Origin of the sequence: Pseudomonas sp. LS44 (assembly GCF_024730785.1) — a bacterium.
GTDB lineage: Bacteria > Pseudomonadota > Gammaproteobacteria > Pseudomonadales > Pseudomonadaceae > Aquipseudomonas.
The window spans coordinates 2408074-2426311 of sequence record NZ_CP102830.1; the positions used below are offsets into that span (position 1 = coordinate 2408074).

The following is an 18238-nucleotide window of genomic DNA, read 5'->3' on the forward strand; positions in this document are numbered from 1 at the left end:
CATACCCAAATTTTTAAAGAACAGTTCTGGCGCAAAGACCAGAATTCAAGACTCACTCATAAGTCTTCAATTCTGTGCTTTCAGCGATTTTCATGAGGATGGTGGAGCCAAGGAGGATCGAACTCCTGACCTCCTGCGTGCAAAGCAGGCGCTCTCCCAGCTGAGCTATGGCCCCATCTAATGACCGGCCACATCCCTTGACAATTGGTGGGTCTGGGCAGATTCGAACTGCCGACCTCACCCTTATCAGGGGTGCGCTCTAACCAACTGAGCTACAGACCCAATCGTCTCACTCTCGGGTCTAAACCCAATCGCTTTTCGCAAGTGAATCAAGCAATTCGTGTGGGAACTTATGAAGAAGCTGAAGTCTTCGATTAAGGAGGTGATCCAGCCGCAGGTTCCCCTACGGCTACCTTGTTACGACTTCACCCCAGTCATGAATCACACCGTGGTAACCGTCCCCCTTGCGGTTAGACTAGCTACTTCTGGTGCAACCCACTCCCATGGTGTGACGGGCGGTGTGTACAAGGCCCGGGAACGTATTCACCGTGACATTCTGATTCACGATTACTAGCGATTCCGACTTCACGCAGTCGAGTTGCAGACTGCGATCCGGACTACGATCGGTTTTGTGGGATTAGCTCCACCTCGCGGCTTGGCAACCCTCTGTACCGACCATTGTAGCACGTGTGTAGCCCTGGCCGTAAGGGCCATGATGACTTGACGTCATCCCCACCTTCCTCCGGTTTGTCACCGGCAGTCTCCTTAGAGTGCCCACCATAACGTGCTGGTAACTAAGGACAAGGGTTGCGCTCGTTACGGGACTTAACCCAACATCTCACGACACGAGCTGACGACAGCCATGCAGCACCTGTCTTACAGTTCCCGAAGGCACCAATCCATCTCTGGAAAGTTCTGTAGATGTCAAGGCCAGGTAAGGTTCTTCGCGTTGCTTCGAATTAAACCACATGCTCCACCGCTTGTGCGGGCCCCCGTCAATTCATTTGAGTTTTAACCTTGCGGCCGTACTCCCCAGGCGGTCGACTTAATGCGTTAGCTGCGCCACTAAGTTCTCAAGGAACCCAACGGCTAGTCGACATCGTTTACGGCGTGGACTACCAGGGTATCTAATCCTGTTTGCTCCCCACGCTTTCGCACCTCAGTGTCAGTATCAGTCCAGGTGGTCGCCTTCGCCACTGGTGTTCCTTCCTATATCTACGCATTTCACCGCTACACAGGAAATTCCACCACCCTCTACCGTACTCTAGTCAGACAGTTTTGGATGCAGTTCCCAGGTTGAGCCCAGGGCTTTCACATCCAACTTATCAAACCACCTACGCGCGCTTTACGCCCAGTAATTCCGATTAACGCTTGCACCCTTCGTATTACCGCGGCTGCTGGCACGAAGTTAGCCGGTGCTTATTCTGTCGGTAACGTCAAAACACTAACGTATTAGGTTAATGCCCTTCCTCCCAACTTAAAGTGCTTTACAATCCGAAGACCTTCTTCACACACGCGGCATGGCTGGATCAGGCTTTCGCCCATTGTCCAATATTCCCCACTGCTGCCTCCCGTAGGAGTCTGGACCGTGTCTCAGTTCCAGTGTGACTGATCATCCTCTCAGACCAGTTACGGATCGTCGCCTTGGTGAGCCTTTACCTCACCAACTAGCTAATCCGACCTAGGCTCATCTGTTAGCGTGAGGTCCGAAGATCCCCCACTTTCTCCCGTAGGACGTATGCGGTATTAGCGTCCGTTTCCGAACGTTATCCCCCACTAACAGGCAGATTCCTAGGCATTACTCACCCGTCCGCCGCTCTCAAGGAGTGCAAGCACCCCTCTACCGCTCGACTTGCATGTGTTAGGCCTGCCGCCAGCGTTCAATCTGAGCCATGATCAAACTCTTCAGTTCAATACTGCTTGGGTTTTGAGAAAACCCTAAACTTGGCTCAGCAATCGCAAATAAACTCTCGAATTCACGAGTGTTACTTGTGTTGCTGATAATCATCTCGACCACCAGTCTTACTCCACAAGCACCCACACGAATTGCTTGATTCAAGTTGTTAAAGAGCAGTTGGTTAAGTCTTTCGTCTCAACCGAGGCGCGCATTCTACAGCAGCTCCTCATTCCGTCAAGCAGTTTCGAAAATTTCTTTTCTACTTCAACCGCTTGCGCTTCCAATCAGCATTTCGCATCTCGGTAGCGGGAGGCGAATCTTACAGCATCATTCGACACTGTCAACCACCTCTTTTCACTACCTCGACCATCCTGATCGAACCCTTCAGCACTCCCTGATAATTCACGCTAACCTTTTGATTAACAAGAACTTTTATATCATGACTGCGCCAGAAGTGGTGCGCATTATAGGGCCGCAGAACGACACGTCAATAGATATTTTTTGAGATTTTCTTCCTGCATATAAAGGAAGGAGCAATAGCCTCAATTCATTCATACCAGCCACCGGCTAAAGTAACCACATCACTCGATGTTGTTTGCTGAATAGTGCGCCTATATATGCATACATGTAGAGAAGCCCAGCCCTTAGGACCCGCCTCGGAAATGTCCATCGCGACATTGACGCAATTCGGGACCGCCCGCCATTGTTCTTGGCGTCTTCGACTGAGGCCGCGAATCAACTGCGGTGCCTTTGACCGGTGAATGAACGTCTTGCCTTGCACTGTGAATCCAACCGCCACTGCTTTGGGCGGTCCAGAAGTTAAGGAAACCGCACCATGAAGCCCACACGTAAAGCGCTGCAGTATCCCTGCGGCAAGCCCCCTGAGGCAGGCACGGCTCTGGAGGTAGCGCCCGGCGTACTGTGGCTGCGCATGCCACTGCCGCTCACGCTGGACCACATCAACCTATGGGCGGTGCGGGATGGCGAAGGCTGGGCGATCTTCGATACCGGCATGCACACCACGCAAACCGAAGAAGCCTGGCGAACTCTGTTCGCTGTCGGCGCGCCACTTGGTGAACACGGCCCGACTCGGGTGTTTGCCACGCACATGCACCCCGACCACATCGGCATGGCCGGCTGGTTGACTCGCACCTACGCCTGCGAACTGTGGATGACGCGTACCGAGTACCTGAATTGCCGAGTCCTGGTGGCTGATACCGGCCGTCAAGCGCCGCCCGAAGGCGTGCGCTTTTACCAGCGCGCCGGCTGGACGGCCGAACAGATAGAACATTACCGCGCCCGCTTCGGTGGCTACGGCAAGAAAGTCTCGCCGTTGCCGGAAAGCTATCAGCGCCTGCGCGATGGCCAGCGGTTGACCATTGGCGCGCACCAATGGCAGGTGGTCGTCGGCTCCGGGCATTCGCCCGAGCATGCGTGTTTCTACTGCCCGGAATTGAACGTGCTGATCTCCGGCGACCAAGTACTGCCGCGCATCTCCTCCAACGTCTCGGTACATCCGACCGAGCCCGCAGCCGACCCGATGGGCGAGTGGATGTATTCGCTGGATAAGCTCAAGGCGGAGCTTCCCGCCGATGTACTGGTGCTGCCGGCGCATGGCGAGCCATTCCGCAGCCTGCACGACCGCCTCGACCACCTGAAGAACGGTCACTTGCGGGCGTTGGACCGCTTGCGCGAGTTGCTGGCGGAAGGCCCCAAACGTGCAGTCGATGTGTTCTCGGTGTTGTTCGCCGCAGGCATCGACAATGAACTGCTGCCGCTGGCCACCGGCGAAAGCTTGGCCAATCTCAACTATCTAGTGCAGCGCGGCGAGGTGACGGCGAGCGAGGATGCGCACGGCGCAGTCTGGTATCAAATGCAATCGGCGCCCATCAGCGCCGACTGATCAGGCTGCGCAATCGGCCGGTCACCCGGCCGATTGCGCAGCGCCTTACCCGGGTGAAGCACGCTTTACATCTGCATTGCCTCGTCATGCACATCCATCGCCGCCTGGCGTAGCGCTTCGGAGCGAGTCGGGTGTGGGTGACAGGTCAGGGCAATGTCCTCGGACGACGCGGAAAACTCCATCGCCACGCAATACTCGCCGATCATTTCGCTGACGCTCGGGCCGATCAAGTGTACGCCCAGCACTTCATCGGTGCGCTCGTCGGCGAGCACTTTGGCGAAGCCTTCGGTCTCGTGATTGATCTTCGCCCGGCTGTTGGCGGTGAAGGGGAATTTGCCGACCTTGTAGGCGCGCCCCTCCTCCTTGAGCTGCTCTTCGCTTTTACCGACGCTAGCGACTTCCGGCTTGGTGTAGATCACGCTGGGAATCAGGTTGTAGTTGACCTCGCCCGCCTTGCCGGCGATCTGTTCGATACAGGCGATCGCTTCGTCCTCCGCCTTATGGGCAAGCATCAGCCCCGAGGTCACATCGCCAATTACCCACACGCCAGGCGCCGCGCTGCGGTGTTTCTCGTTGACCAACATGCCGCGCTTGTCGGTCTGCAGGCCGACGGTTTCCAGGCCCAGCCCCTTGGTGTAGGGCCGGCGGCCGATAGACACCAATACGTAATCGGCCTCCAGGGTTTCCGCCGGCCCGCCGCTAACCGGCTCAATGCTCAGCGTCACGCCAGTGGCCGAGGCCTTGGCCCCGGTGACTTTGGCGCCGAGTTTGAAACTCATGCCCTGCTTGCTCAGCGAACGCTGCAGGGTCTTCGCCGTGTCGTTGTCGAGGCCCGGACAGATGCGCTCGAGAAACTCCACCACCGTGACCTGGCTGCCTAGCCGCCGCCAGACCGAGCCGAGCTCCAGGCCGATCACGCCGGCACCGATTACCACCAGATGCTTGGGTACCTCGGGCAGCGACAACGCGCCGGTGGAATCGAGAATGCGCAGGTTATCGATCTGCACCCCCGGTAGCTGGGTCGGTTCGGAGCCCGTGGCGATGACGATGTCCTTAGCCTGCAACACCTGCTCGCTGCCGTCCGCGGCGGTGACGACCACCTTGCCCGGCCCGTCGATTCGTCCCCAACCCTTGATCCATTCGGCCTTGTGCTTGCGAAAGAGAAACTCGATGCCCTTGGTCAGCGCCGTCACGCTGTCGCCCTTCTGCTTCATCATCTGAGCCAGATTGAGCTGCGGTTTGACCTCGATACCCAAGGTGGTGAACTCGCCACCACTGGCCGCCTCGTACAGTTCCGACGCATGCAGCAAGGCCTTGGACGGCATGCAACCGACGTTCAAACAAGTCCCGCCCAACGTCTCGCGACCCTCCACACACGCCACCTTCAGGCCCAACTGCCCGGCCTTGATGGCGGCGTTGTAACCGCCGGGGCCGCCGCCGATCACAACTACGTCATAACTGCTCATGGTCGATTCCTGCTCAGTGAATAAAGGGAAAATTCAGCATAGGCAATCGACGCTCTAACGGCCTTTCAACGGAGCGGTCGGCACCAGCAACGGGTTACGCGGACGCAATAGTTGGAACAGGATGAATGCGCCGCAGGCGAATACGCCGTGCAACTCGATCATGGGCAGCGCCGTGCCATCTTGCAGTTGGCTCAGCAGCAAGCCCGCGCTCATGCCGCCGGCCATCTGCGCAAACCCCATGAAGCCCGCAGCCAAGCCGGCGCACTGTGCATTGGGCATCACCGCACCGGCCACCGACGCCGGCAACACCATTCCCGCGCCGAAGGTCAGCAAGACTTGCGGAACAAACAGGCCGAGGATCGACAGTCCGTGGACTTGATGGACCAGCAGGGTGACCAGCGCACCCGTCGCGACCAAGCCGGTGCCGATGCCGACCAAACGTTCGGCGCCGATGCGCGTGATCCACCGGCTAGCGCATAGCGCGCCGGCAATCAGGCCGGAAACGATGCCGCCGAATACCAGGCCGTACTGCGTCGCCGTCAGCCCTAGCAGGCCGACGAATATCCACGAGGAACCGGCGATGAAACAGAACATCGCCCCGTAGGTGCAGGCCAGCGCCAAGGCGAAGGCGCGGTAGGAGCGCCCGGCCAGCAGGCTGGCATATTGGCCAACCAGCGAGCCAATGCGCCCGGCCTGCGGATCGCGGCTCAGGTTGCTTTCGCGATAACCCAGCATCACCGCCAGCAAGGCGAGGCTACCCAACAGGGCGGAAAGCCCGACCGCCGAACGCCAACCGCCCAGGTGCGTGGCCAACAGCCCGCCGATCACCGGCATCAGCACGATCGCGCAAAGCATGCCGATCACCGTCAACGCCAAAGTTGGCGCAGCGCGCTCCTTCCACACATCGCGCACCACCGCCCGCGCCAATACCAGCGCGGCGCAGGCGCCGAGACCTTGCAAGGCACGCGCGGCGATGAATTCCTGCATGCCATTGGCGAATGCCATCCACAGGGTCGCCAACACATACAGCGACAGACCGCCGAGCAACACCGGACGCCGGCCGATACGGTCGGACAATGGCCCGAGAATCAGCTGTCCCAAACCGAACGCTCCGACGAACACGGCCAGCGCGGCCAGCACCGAACCTTTCGGCGCACCCAGCTCAACTTCGATGGAGGCCAGGCTGGGGATCAGTAATTGGGTAGAGATTTCGCCCAGGCCGGTGAGTAACACCAGCAGCCACAACAGGCTGCGCGACGGCAGCGGCGGAAGATTCATAGTCATGTAGCGACGCTCCACAGAGTGGCCTCGAAAGGCGGCGGGCAATTGCTCCTGGCGCTATTCGCGCCAGGATGCTCGCTCATGCCAATGTCCGCGCGATGAGTAAGATTACAACCAACATTCCAATGATTGAATTACACGTATAATCCTGTCAACCAACAATCTTGGCTATCAACGCCAAAGGATCGTCCGCCGCAGCAGGCATGCACCGGGCGCAACATTACGGATATCATTCCACCACTCGTCATTGCGGAGATGAACCGTGCGATATTCAGAAACCCACAAAGCGGAAACCAATCAACGCATCCTCAAAGAAGCATCGGAGCGTTTTCGACGCGATGGCATTGGCGCCACCGGTTTGCAGCCCTTGATGAAGGCATTGGGACTGACCCACGGCGGCTTCTACGCGCACTTCAAATCCAAGGACGATTTGGTCCAGCAAGCCCTGCGGGTAGCAGCCGGCAACCTTGAGGCCAGCACCACTGAACTGTTTGCCAAGGACCATCCATTGGCGCGCTTCATCGACGTTTATCTATCCACCGACCACCGCGCCAGACCCGACCTGGGATGCCCATTACCGACCATGGCGGCGGAACTCGGCCAGCGCGGCGAACCCAGCCCGATTACCGATGAAGTGGTGCGCAGCCGCCTGAACAGCCTCGAAGGCACACTCTCCGGGCCGCAAGCCAGCGAACAAAGCGTGGTGATCCTCTCGGCGCTGGTCGGCGCGCTGATGCTGGCGCGCAGCGTTGCAGATCCGCAGCTCTCTGATCACCTGCTGCAAACCGCCCAACATTGGCTAAAACAAACCTTCAGTGCCGAGACCGTCTAATGGCCGTGCGACAAACACGAAGGGGGACGGGCAAAGCAGAAGCTGCTGACCTGAGCGTGGCGAAAAGCGCAGTTCGCGAATGCTGATTGACTAGCGCACTGATTCCATCAGCCAGCTGCGCAAATGCTGTTAAACCGATGATTTATGAGGGAATTAAAAGCGGACAGGCAGCTGCCCTATTCGCCTGAGGCTTCGGTAATGATCTGTATAATGGCCCGACCTTTTCATGTGCGCCTCGCGGTCACGGCATACGCACCCGTCACTCGCTGAAGATCAACTTTGAATACATCCATTGAAATTCCGCGCGGCCCCTCGCGCCGCTTCTCCGTCGCCCCGATGATGGATTGGATTGACTAAATTTTAAATTCAATATTTTTCAATCAGTTACATCAGAACAATAATTTGCTGTAGCAAATATTAAGCAGAAGGAAGATTGTCTCGCCTCTCCCCGCTATCGCTCCTGCAGCCATAGCTGGCAGAGCAATTGACTGAAAATCCTATGATCCTTCCAGATACAAAAAGGCCGGCCGGACCCTGAGTGGTCCCCACAAATCTAGCCCAGCCCCTGTGCCTGGCGGTGTGCCTCCAGGCACAGGCTAAGCTCTATTTCTTCCAAGACGTCCCGATGGATTTCCTGCCCGTAGTTTCGCCAATACTCCAAGCCCAATCGCCACAGGGATAACACCCGCTTGCTCTTGAGGCTGTTGCTTTGGAAGCGCTGCTCATGACCGGCCCGGCGAGCTAGCAAACCCAACAGGCAAATCAAATAGTTGGCCAGTGCAGCAATGAGTAAGAGCACTTCGATGCGTCTGGGGTAGTGGCTACGGTGCAGGTGATGACCAATTCCCTGCTTCTCGCTTTTCACGTCGCTAACGCCTTCTTCGATCTGCTTGCGGCGTTTGTAGATGGCCACGATCTGCGCGGCATTCCATTGAACTTCAGGAAGGTTGCTCGCCAGCAGCCAAGGCTCCCGCTCACGGTCGGCGCTTTGCCGACTGCGTTTAAGCGCACGCCTCCTTCCGCCAGACTCGAAACCTCCTGCCCTGTCCGGGCAAGCACTCGGCAATCCCAAGCACCTGAGCCGATGACGCAGCGGAAGTTTCGGGCATGCAAACACGACCTAGCCGGGGTCATGAACACGCCTTGTGGTGAAGGCAGTGTCCAGCCCCGGCAGCGATGACGCAGAGCGGCTTCGGATTACTGGCGGACGACCGCTGGCGGCGTCCAGACGCCGTCGATGATCTCCTCGCGCGGCGAGTAGAGGCGCAGCAGGAGGGTGAACGGCGCCATGGCGACCGGTAGCCAGTTGGCTTCCTTGTCCTGCCCTGGCGAGTCCGCCTGGATATACAGATCGAGCGAACCGTCGGCGTTGCTGACGAGCTTGTCGCGGTCGCCGAGCGCCAGGCGTTCCAGTGGGTTCGGGATGAAGTAGCCCTCGATGTCATAGGCCGTCACCGACCAGAAGGCATCCACCGGCGGCAGCTTGCCCTTCTCGAAGTGCAGCACGTATTGGTTGTTGCCATCGAGTGGCCGGCCTTCGCTGTCGCTCGCCAGCGAGGGATAGATTGCGTCCTGCGGTAGGTTTTCGCCAACGCAGCACTGGGCGATGGCGGCGCGGTACAGATAGTCCGCGCCGTAGGTGCCGCTGCGCGTGGTGTAGACCCAGCCCTTGCCGCCGATGCCGGCTTCCTTCTTGCCCTCGGCCAGCACCAGCGCCCTGCCGTCGGCATAACCGCGCTCGAACGCCTGCCGCACGCTCGCCGGCGCCGCCGCGAGGTCGAAGCTCTGGCCAACCGTGAACCCCAGTCGCTCGAGGCGGTGGATCATCGGATAATCTACCGGGTTCGGCGGGTTGTCCTTCAAGAGCTCGGCGAAGCGGCCGAAGAAGGCCGCCGCGTCCATCTTGTCCAATTGCGCCGGCGGCGGCGTCTTCATGTCGATGCTCGGGTCGACCTGGCCTTTGGGCGGCACGTACGCGCCCTTGCCCCAGGCGGAGAGCGGCATCAGCTTGAAGCCGTCCTGGACCTTGTGCACGGTGGCGTAGTCGGCGACGCCGTTGGTCTGGGTGCGGCCGATGATCCACGTATAGCGAGTGGGGCTCTTGATCATCTCCAGGCCCGCCGGCACGCTGCCGTTCCATTGCGGCCCGACCACGAGGAAGTCGCGCGCGGTGTTCTTGCCGGTGGTACGGGTGCCGGGCACAGCGAACACATCGGTCCACAGGCTGAGCATCGGCAGATGGAAGTAGTGGTCGGTGGCCGGAACCGAAAGGACGATCGGTTCGTCCTTCAGGTCGAGCACAGCGGCCGAGTAGAGGGTGTCAACGTTCGAGCGGATAACAGTCTTGTTGCTGGGAACCGGGAACGCGCGGGCGTGATGAAACTGGTTGGCCGGGCCACGGACCGACCCGGTCGGTTCGGCGAAGTTGCTCAACTTCTGCAACGTGATGTGCGTCAACAGCAGCGGATAGGCGTAGACGTAGGCATCCTTGGCGATGGCATGGGCCTCCTCCTCGGAAAGCGCCTGAGCCGGTGCCGGCTGGTTCATCACTGCAGGTGTGCCATGGTCTTGAGCAACCGCCACGGGGAGAGTGCCGATCGCAAGGATCGCCACGGCATTAAGGGTTACGAGCCATTTCCTCAGCATGGGTGCTTATCCTCTTTCGGTGGGTAGCGAGGCTCTGTGCCCAAGCGGCCTGGCATGAGCCCTAATGGTCAAGTTGAGGGGCAGGTGAAAGCGTAGCTTTCACCTGCCCTGTGAGCGAAGCGAGCGACAAATCACCCTGCCCGCCAAAGCCTGCACGAGCCAGGCGAGACCAAGGCCCATTGTGGGCCCTGATGATTCAGTGAAGGCTCAACGGAGGTCCACCGTCAGCCGGTTCAGCCGGCCTGCGAAGGTGAACGGCGGCGTGTAGTCGGCTGACACCGCGGAACCGGAGTCGAGGCCGACGTCCTGGCCCTCGTAGAGCGAGTAGATGAACGGCACGGTGCGCTCCACCCTGCCCTCGGCGACGACCTTGCCGTTGGCCGACAGACGCAACGTGCCGCCTTTGCCACGGTCCTTGGCGTTGCCGTCGTAGTCGAAGTCCATCTTCAAGGTGGTTTTGCCGGCCGGTAGCACGGACTCGCTGTCCACCCGGTAGCTGGCCATGCCCAGGAAGTTGTGCACGGCGCTCAGTCGTCCGTCCTTGAGGAAGAAGCCCCAGCCCCCGGTGGAGCCGCCTTGGGTGAAGAGCATGCCATTGGCCTTCTCCGGCAACTCCACCTCCGCGGTCACCGAGAACGAGCGGTTGTGCAGTCCCGGCGCGTTGCCTTCGGGCAATGCCGCCAGCGGGCCGTTGTAGACGAACTGCTTGCGCCCGGCGGCCAGACTCGGACGGCCCATCAACTCGGCGTTGAAGCGTTTTATGCCGTCCCAGTTCAGCGGCAGGATATTGGCCTTCTGCGCCTCGGCCCACCACAGCTGTTCCATCTGCTTGACCTTCTCCGGATGTTGCGCGGCGAGGTCGTTGGCCTGACTGAAGTCTTCGTCGATGTTGTACAGCTCCCAAGTGGTCTTATCCACGTCGAACTCTTCACGGTCCGAATTCCATGGCTTGGAGCCCACCGAGGAAGCGAACCAGCCGTCCTGGTAGATGCCACGGTTGCGGAACAACTCAAACACCTGGCCTCGACGACGCTCCTTGGCCTTCGCGTCATCGAAGGCATACAGCATGCTGATGCCATCCATGGGCTTCTGCGGCACGCCATTGAGCACACTCGGCGCTTCGATGCCTGCCGCCTCGAGGATGGTCGGGGTGATGTCCGAGACATAGGCGAACTGACTGCGCAGGCCACCCTTGTCCTTGATCTTCGCAGGCCAGGAAATGACCAGCGGGTTGCGCGTGCCACCGAAGTGCGAGGCGACCTGTTTGGTCCACTGGAACGGCGCGTTCATGGCATGCGCCCAGGCTGACGGGAAGTGGTTGAAGTGCTTCGGCCCGCCCAGTTCGTCGATGACCTTGAGATTGCTCTGCCAGGTTTCCTGCACACCGTTGAAGATCGAGAACTCGTTGGTGCGGCCGTCCATCCCGCCTTCGGCGGAGGCGCCGTTGTCACCGACCACATAGATGATCAGGGTGTTGTCGCCATCGGGCAGCTTGCGCACCGCATCGATGATCCGGCCCATCTCGTAGTCGGCATGCGCGCTGAAGGCCGCGAACAGTTCCATCATCCGCGAGTACAGGCGCTGCTGCTCGGGCTGCAGGGAATCCCAAGCCGGCAGATCAGCCGGACGCGGGGTCAGCTGGGTATTGGCCGGTACCACGCCGAGCTTCTTCTGGCGCTCCAGGGTCAGCTCACGGTACTTGTCCCAGCCCATGTCGAACTGGCCCTTGTACTTGTCGCGCCAGTCGGCCGGCGGCTGGTGCGGCGAGTGGGCGGCGCCGGGCGCGACATAGAGGAAGAACGGCCGCTGCGGGTCGATGGCCTTGCCCTTGTTGACCCAGGTGATGGCGTGGTCGGCCAGATCGGTGGTCAGGTGATAGTTCGGATCCTTCGAGCGAGGGACCAGGCTATGGCCTTCGTAGAGGATCGGCTCGAACTGGCTGGTATCACCGCCGTTGAAGCCATAGAAGTAATCGAATCCCAGGCCGGTCGGCCAGCGGTCAAAGGGACCGACTTCGCTGGTCTCCCACGGCGGCGTGTTGTGGTTCTTGCCGATCTGCGCGGTGGCGTAGCCGTTCTGGCGGAGGATCTCGGCGATGGTGCCGGTACTTTTCGGCAGGATGCCGGTATAGCCGTCGTAGCCGATGCCAAGTTCGGAGATCACCCCGGTGTTGGTCTGATGGGGCGTGCGTCCGGTGAGCAGCGCGGCGCGGGTCGGCGAGCACAGCGCACTGGTGTGGAAGCGGTTGAAGCGCACGCCGTCGGCGGCCAGCCTGTCGAGGCCGGGAGAGGCAACGCCGCCACCGAAGACGTCGAACTGGCCGAAGCCGACATCGTCGAGGAGGATCACCAGGACGTTGGGCGCGCCTTTCGGCGGCCGGTCGACCTCCGGGAATTTGGGCGGGTCGCTGTCGAGTTTGGTGCGCCCGACATACCCCGGGAAGTGGTAGTCCGGTTTCGGCAGTATCGTCTCGGCATGCGCCTGGATCGCCAGGGCGCACAGCCCCAGCAGCCAGCCAAGGGCACGCGCCTTTTTCTGAATGAACATACCTGCTCCTGTTTCGGTGTGCCTGGCCTTGAGCCGCGCATCACGAGTTACTGGTCTTGTTGTTCTGGGTGCCCTGACAGTGATCTCCCCTCCCCATGCCGAGGGCACGAGCGCCGCGACGAACGCGGCGCTTGGAGGTCCGGGGTTCACTGTGCGGTGGACGGCTTCTGCAGGCCCGTCAGCGCCTTCTTGAGCGCCAGACTCTGGTAATTGATGTTGGCCGGATTGAGGTTCTGGCCTTCCTGGAAGGGGTACGGTTCCAGCGTCGCCATGAACTTCCCGATTTCGGCCTGCACCGGCACGAACAGCCACATCTGGTCGGCGGCCCAACGCGCTGATAGCCCCGACTCCTTGCGCGCGGTTTCGAAGGGATCGGCCTTCAGGTTGGTGATGCTCGGCCAGTTGGTGACCGTTCGCGATGAGCGGGAGATGGAGCCCTCGAAGCTGGCGAAGGCGACTTTCCAGTCGTTCCAGCGCAGCGCATTCAGCTCGCCCCCTTGACCGAAATAGAAGTACTCCTCGCGTGGGCTGGCCTTCGCCTCGCCCTTGAAGAACGGCAGGAAGTCGTAGCCGTCCAGGTGTACGCGCCACTGCTTGCCGTTGGCCGTGGTGCCCTTGGCCATCTCGGCGACCAGATTCGGGTTGCCGGCAGCGGCGGCCAGGGTCGGCATCCAGTCGTTGTGGGCGATCAGGTTGTTGAAACGGCTGCCCGGCTTGAGCACGGCCGGCCACTTCACCAGCAGCGGCACGCGGTGGCCGCCCTCGTTGGAAGTGCCCTTCTCGCCATTGAACGGCGAGGTGCCGCCGTCCGGCCAGCTGACCTTCTGCGCACCGTTGTCGGTGGTGTAGACGATGATGGTGTTGTCAGCGATACCCAGGTCATCGAGCTTCTTCAGCAACTGGCCGACCTGACCGTCGTGCTCGACCATGCCGTCCGGATACAGGCCAATGCCAGTCTTGCCGTCAGACTCCTTCTTCAGGTGGGTCCAGACGTGCATGCGAGTGCTGTTGAACCAGGCGAAGAACGGCTTGTCGGCCTTGTGCGCCTTGTCGATGAAGTTCGCGGTGGCATCGACGAACTCTTGGTCGATGGTTTCCATGCGCTTGCGGGTCAGCGGGCCGGTGTCCTCGATCTTGCCGTCGGCGTAGGAGTGGATCACCCCGCGCGGGCCATACTTCTTGCGGAATTCCGGGTCCTTCGGATAGTAGTAGGTCTCCGGCTCTTCCTCGGCGTTCACGTGGTAGAGGTTGCCGAAGAACTCGTCGAAGCCGTGGTTGGTCGGCAGGTGCTTGTCGCGGTCGCCGAGGTGGTTCTTGCCGAACTGGCCGGTGGTGTAGCCCTGCTGCTTCATCACGTCGCCGAGGGTCGGTGCCCAGTCCGGGATGCCATGCTGGGAGCCGGGCAGGCCGATGGTCAGCAGACCGGTGCGGAACGGATGCTCGCCGAGGATGAAGGCCGAGCGCCCCGCCGTGCAGGATTGCTCGCCGTAGGCGTGGGTGAATAGCGCGCCCTCGTTGGCGATACGGTCGATGTTCGGCGTCTCGTAGCCCATCATGCCCTGGTTGTAGGCGCTGACGTTGAAGTAGCCGATGTCGTCGCCGAAGATCACCAGGATGTTGGGCTTGTCGGCGGCCTGCGCCAGCACTGGCATACAGATCGCCATGACCAGCCCGCCTAACCATTTGTTCAGCATTCTCATCTCGTCAGCTCTCCACTCTTGCATTGACGGCGGTCGAAGTTGCCCTTCGCCCGGATGCTACTCGCCACTTCCTGTTTCGCCCCCACTCCTTCCGGCCAGCCCACCCCATACCTTAGCCGTGCCAACCAACCCATCCGGAGCAGGCCAACCCCACCCCCCAGGATGGTCTCGGAGGTTGAGGTTTACGGTTCACTGCATGTGTCTGCCGCTCCCCTCTGCTGCCGAAGTGTGTCGCTCATGGCAACAACGTGGCCCTCACAAGCAATACGGCCAGGCCAGCGCGCGAGACCTTTCGACAACCTTCACGCGCACCAGGAACCTCCATGAGCGATCTGATCCACTACCGCATCGAAGACGGCCTGGCCCTGATCGGCCTCGCCCGCCCGCCGGTCAATGCCCTCGGCCAGCCACTGCGGGCCGCCCTGCTGGACGCTTGCGAGCGCGCCGCCGCCGACCAGAATGTCCGCGCGATCATCATCCACGGCAGCAACGGACTGTTCTGCGCCGGCGCCGATATCACCGAGTTCGGCACCGGCGCCTCGTTCGCCGCGCCGGACCTGCCCAGCCTGCTGGTGCGCCTGACCGAGATCGATAAACCGCTGATCGCCGCGATCGGCAAGCTCGCCCTCGGCGGCGGCCTGGAGTTGGCGCTGGCCTGCGGTTACCGCATCGGCGAGCCGGGCACCCGCGTCGGCCTGCCGGAAATCAATCTCGGCCTGCTGCCCGGCGCCGGCGGCACCCAGCGCCTGCCACGGCTGATCGGCGCAGAGTCGGCGCTCAACATGATGCTCTCCGGTCAGCAGATCGATGCCACGCGCGCGTCGCTGCTCGCCATCTTCGACCGTGTCGCCGACAGCGCCGAGAGTCTGCTGGATACCGCCTGCGCCTGCGCTCGAGAGCTGATCGCCAATCAGGTGCCAGCCCAACCTTCGGCGCCCTACCCCTGCCCTGCCACCGACCTGCCGACTGACTTCTTCGCCAGTTTCCGCGCCGCTAATGAGCCACGCTGGAAGAGCCGTCTGGCGCCACGCCTGGTGCTCGCCGCGGTGGAGAGCGCCTGCGACCTGCCGCTGAGCGAAGGCCTGGCCCGTGAGCAGGCACTGTTCAAGCGAGCCGAGGACTCGGCGCAATCAGCGGCTCTGCGCCACGTGTTCTTCGCCGAGCGCGAAGCGGCCAAGGTGCCAGGCATCGCCGCCGGTACCCCGCTGCGCCCGATCAACAAGGTCGCGGTGATCGGTGCCGGCACCATGGGCGGCGGCATCGCCATGAACTTCGCCAATGCCGGCATCCCGGTAACGCTGCTCGAGCTCAAGCCGGAAGCCCTGGACCGCGGCCTCACGCAGATCCACCATAACTACGCGATCAGCGTCACGCGCGGCAAGCTCACTCAGGCGCAACTGGAACAGCGCATGGCACTGCTGCAGGGCACCGTCGACTACGCCGACCTGGCCGACGCCGACCTAGTGATCGAAGCGGTGTTCGAGAACCTGGAGATCAAGCAGCAGGTGTTCCGCACCCTCGATCAGGTGTGCAAGCCGGGCGCGATCCTCGCCAGCAACACCTCGACCCTCGACGTCGACGCCATCGCCGCAGTGACCCGCCGTCCGCAGGACGTGATCGGCCTGCACTTCTTCAGCCCGGCCAACGTCATGCGCCTGCTGGAAGTGGTACGCGCCGCCCAGACCGCGCCGGACGCGCTGGCCACCACGCTCAAGCTGGCGCGCAAGATTGGCAAGATCCCGGTGGTCTCCGGGGTATGCTTCGGCTTCATCGGCAACCGCATGTTCGAGCCCTACTCGCGCGAAGCGCATCGTTTGCTGCTCGAAGGCGCCAGCCCGGCGCAGATCGACCAGGTGCTCAGCGACCTCGGCCTGGCGATGGGCATGCTCGCCGTGCAGGACCTGGCCGGCATCGACATCGGTTACCTGATCCGCGAGTCGCGCCGCGCGGTGATCGCCCACGACCCGAGCTACTGCCAGCTCGGCGACGAGCTGTACAAGCTCGGGCGCTACGGGCAGAAGACCAATGCCGGCTTCTACCGCTACGAGGGCCGCGAGCGTCTCGACGATCCGCTGGTGACTGAGCTGGCGGTGCGCGTGGCAGCCGACCTGGGCATCGCCCGCCGCGAGATTTCCGCCGAGGAAATCCACGACCGCTGCCTGTTCGGCCTGATCAACGAAGGCATCCAGCTGCTCGACGAGGGCATCGCCCTGCGCAGCAGCGACATCGACCTGGTGTACATCAACGGCTACGGCTTCCCGGCGCACCTCGGCGGGCCGATGCATTACGCGGAGACCCTCGGCCTCGACCACGTCCTGGCCAGCCTCCGCCGCTACCGCGACACGCTCGGCGGCTATGGCGAGATGTGGTTCCAGCCGACAGCGCTGCTGGAACGGTTGGTCGCCGCCGGCAAGACCAAGATCGAGAAGATCTGATCGCCACTCACTGCACAGGATTCATAGGCAAACGCTGCATTAGCTCCCCTCTCCCGTTTACGGGAGAGGGGCTGGGGGAGAGGGAAATGGGCTAGCACAGGTGCCGACCTGAACGCCCGCCCCTCTCCCTAACCCTCTCCCCAGAGGGGCGAGGGAAAAAAGCCAACGCCCATAGACAGGACAAACCATGAAAGAAGCCGTCATCCTTTCCACCGCCCGCACGCCGATTGCCAAGGCGTTCCGTGGCGCGTTCAACAACCTCAAGTCGCCGAGCATGGCCAGCCATGCGATCCGCGCCGCGGTCGAGCGCGCCGGCATCGAAGCGGGCGAAATCGACGACCTCGTGATGGGCACCGCCATGCCCGCCGGAACCGCCGGATGCAACCTCGGCCGCCTGAGCGCGCTGGCTTCCGGGCTGCCGCTGTCGGTGAGTGGCCAGACCCTCGACCGCCAGTGCGCCTCCGGGCTGATGGCAATCGCCACCGCCGCCAAGCAGATCATGGTCGACGGCATGGCCGTGACCATCGGCGCCGGCCAGGAGCAGATCAGCCTGGTGCAAGGCCGCCACATGGAGTGGGTCAACAGCCAGCCCGACGAGTTGGTGCTGCGCCACGCCGAACACGCCTACATGCCGATGCTGCAGACCGCCGAGCTGGTCGCCGCGCGCTACGGCATCAGCCGTGACGCGCAGGACGCTTACGCGCTGCAGTCGCAGATGCGCACCGCCGCCGCCCAGACCGCCGGCCTGTTCGAAGCCGAGATCGTTCCGGTCACCGCTACCAAACAGGTGGTCGATAAGGCCAGTGGCGCGGTCAGCTACGAGCAAGTCACCCTCAGCCTCGACGAAGGCAACCGCCCGCAGACCGTGCTCGACGACCTGAGCAAACTCAAGCCGGTGATCGACGGCGGCTGTATCACCGCCGGCAACGCCAGCCAGCTTTCCGACGGCGCCAGCGCCTGCGTGCTGATGGACGCGCGCCTGGCCTCGCAGCGCAACCTCGAACCGCTCGGCCTGTATCGCGGTATCGCGGTGGCCGGCCTGGCCCCGGAAGAGATGGGCATCGGCCCGGTGCTGGCGGTGCCCAAGCTGCTCAGGCAACACGGCCTGAAGGTCAACGACATCGGCCTGTGGGAGCTCAACGAAGCCTTCGCCTGCCAGGTGCTGTACTGCGCCGAGAAGCTCGGCATCGACCCGGCCAAGCTGAACGTCAACGGCGGCGCCATCGCCATCGGTCACCCCTATGGCATGAGCGGCGCACGGATGGTCGGCCACGCGCTGCTGGAAGGTAAGCGGCGTGGCGTGAAGTATGTGGTGATCACCATGTGCGTCGGCGGGGGCATGGGCGCGGCCGGCCTGTTCGAGGTGTTGTGATGAGTGCTTTCGACGGCTTTTCCCTGAACGGCAAGGTGCTGCTGGTCACCGGCGCATCGAGGGGCATTGGTGCGTACATGACCGTCAGCGTGCTGGTGGTCGACGGCGGCCACTTGGTGAACCCGCTGTAGGCACCGGCGCTCCGGGCTGCCCCCCCCG

10 protein-coding genes, 2 tRNA genes, 1 rRNA gene and 1 pseudogene are annotated in these 18238 nt (G+C 61.8%); 5 read left to right on the forward strand and 9 right to left on the reverse strand.

What is annotated here, in order from left to right; all coding sequences use genetic code 11:
* Nucleotides 1–99 precede the first annotated feature (99 nt).
* From NVV93_RS10670 to NVV93_RS10680, 3 genes are all read right to left on the reverse strand, one after another.
* Nucleotides 100–175 (reverse strand) — tRNA-Ala (locus NVV93_RS10670).
* A 30-nt stretch (nucleotides 176–205) separates the two neighbouring features.
* Nucleotides 206–282: transfer RNA gene (locus NVV93_RS10675), tRNA-Ile, on the reverse strand.
* A 93-nt stretch (nucleotides 283–375) separates the two neighbouring features.
* Nucleotides 376–1912 (reverse strand): 16S ribosomal RNA (locus NVV93_RS10680).
* An 820-nt stretch (nucleotides 1913–2732) separates the two neighbouring features.
* On the opposite strand from NVV93_RS10680, the gene NVV93_RS10685 reads away from it, so the two are divergent.
* Nucleotides 2733–3800, forward strand: a complete 1068-nt coding sequence (locus tag NVV93_RS10685) for an MBL fold metallo-hydrolase (RefSeq protein ID WP_258250641.1) — start codon at nucleotides 2733–2735, stop codon at nucleotides 3798–3800.
* Between the two features lie 65 nt (nucleotides 3801–3865).
* Here the strand turns inward: NVV93_RS10685 and lpdA are convergent, their stop codons facing one another.
* Together lpdA and NVV93_RS10695 are read right to left on the reverse strand one after the other, a co-directional pair.
* Nucleotides 3866–5266: a dihydrolipoyl dehydrogenase gene (gene lpdA / locus NVV93_RS10690; RefSeq protein WP_258250642.1), complete on the reverse strand. Its 1401-nt coding sequence runs from the start codon at nucleotides 5264–5266 to the stop codon at nucleotides 3866–3868.
* Between the two features lie 54 nt (nucleotides 5267–5320).
* Complete coding sequence (locus NVV93_RS10695; protein WP_258254337.1) at nucleotides 5321–6544, reverse strand: MFS transporter; 1224 nt, start codon at nucleotides 6542–6544, stop codon at nucleotides 5321–5323.
* Between the two features lie 265 nt (nucleotides 6545–6809).
* Between NVV93_RS10695 and NVV93_RS10700 the strand changes: the two genes are divergently transcribed.
* Nucleotides 6810–7379 carry a TetR/AcrR family transcriptional regulator gene (locus NVV93_RS10700; RefSeq protein ID WP_258250643.1) on the forward strand — a complete coding sequence of 190 codons (570 nt, stop codon included), beginning with the start codon at nucleotides 6810–6812 and terminating at the stop codon, nucleotides 7377–7379.
* 553 nt (nucleotides 7380–7932) lie between these two features.
* Here NVV93_RS10700 and NVV93_RS10705 read toward each other — a convergent pair.
* From NVV93_RS10705 to NVV93_RS10720, 4 genes and pseudogenes are all read right to left on the reverse strand, one after another.
* Nucleotides 7933–8506 (reverse strand): annotated as a pseudogene (locus tag NVV93_RS10705) (transposase); the annotation flags it as partial.
* A 70-nt stretch (nucleotides 8507–8576) separates the two neighbouring features.
* On the reverse strand, nucleotides 8577–10025 hold the full coding sequence (locus NVV93_RS10710; protein WP_258250644.1) for a DUF1254 domain-containing protein: 1449 nt from the start codon (nucleotides 10023–10025) through the stop codon (nucleotides 8577–8579).
* Nucleotides 10026–10232: 207 nt separating this feature from the next.
* Nucleotides 10233–12572, reverse strand: coding sequence for an arylsulfatase (locus NVV93_RS10715; RefSeq protein ID WP_258250645.1), 2340 nt, complete (start codon nucleotides 12570–12572; stop codon nucleotides 10233–10235).
* A gap of 146 nt (nucleotides 12573–12718) precedes the next feature.
* Nucleotides 12719–14266, reverse strand: a complete 1548-nt coding sequence (locus NVV93_RS10720; protein ID WP_258250646.1) for an arylsulfatase — start codon at nucleotides 14264–14266, stop codon at nucleotides 12719–12721.
* A 329-nt stretch (nucleotides 14267–14595) separates the two neighbouring features.
* Here NVV93_RS10720 and NVV93_RS10725 point away from each other — a divergent pair, with 329 nt between their 5' ends.
* The 3 genes from NVV93_RS10725 (at nucleotide 14596) to NVV93_RS10735 (ending at nucleotide 18210) form a co-directional block, all read left to right on the forward strand.
* Nucleotides 14596–16707, forward strand: a complete 2112-nt coding sequence (locus NVV93_RS10725; RefSeq protein ID WP_258250647.1) for a 3-hydroxyacyl-CoA dehydrogenase NAD-binding domain-containing protein — start codon at nucleotides 14596–14598, stop codon at nucleotides 16705–16707.
* Nucleotides 16708–16894: 187 nt separating this feature from the next.
* Nucleotides 16895–18079, forward strand: a complete 1185-nt coding sequence (locus NVV93_RS10730) for an acetyl-CoA C-acyltransferase (protein ID WP_258250648.1) — start codon at nucleotides 16895–16897, stop codon at nucleotides 18077–18079.
* Nucleotides 18079–18210 carry a hypothetical protein gene (locus NVV93_RS10735; RefSeq protein WP_258250649.1) on the forward strand — a complete coding sequence of 44 codons (132 nt, stop codon included), beginning with the start codon at nucleotides 18079–18081 and terminating at the stop codon, nucleotides 18208–18210. The genes NVV93_RS10730 and NVV93_RS10735 overlap by 1 nt, the downstream gene beginning before the upstream one ends.
* Nucleotides 18211–18238: the final 28 nt, after the last annotated feature.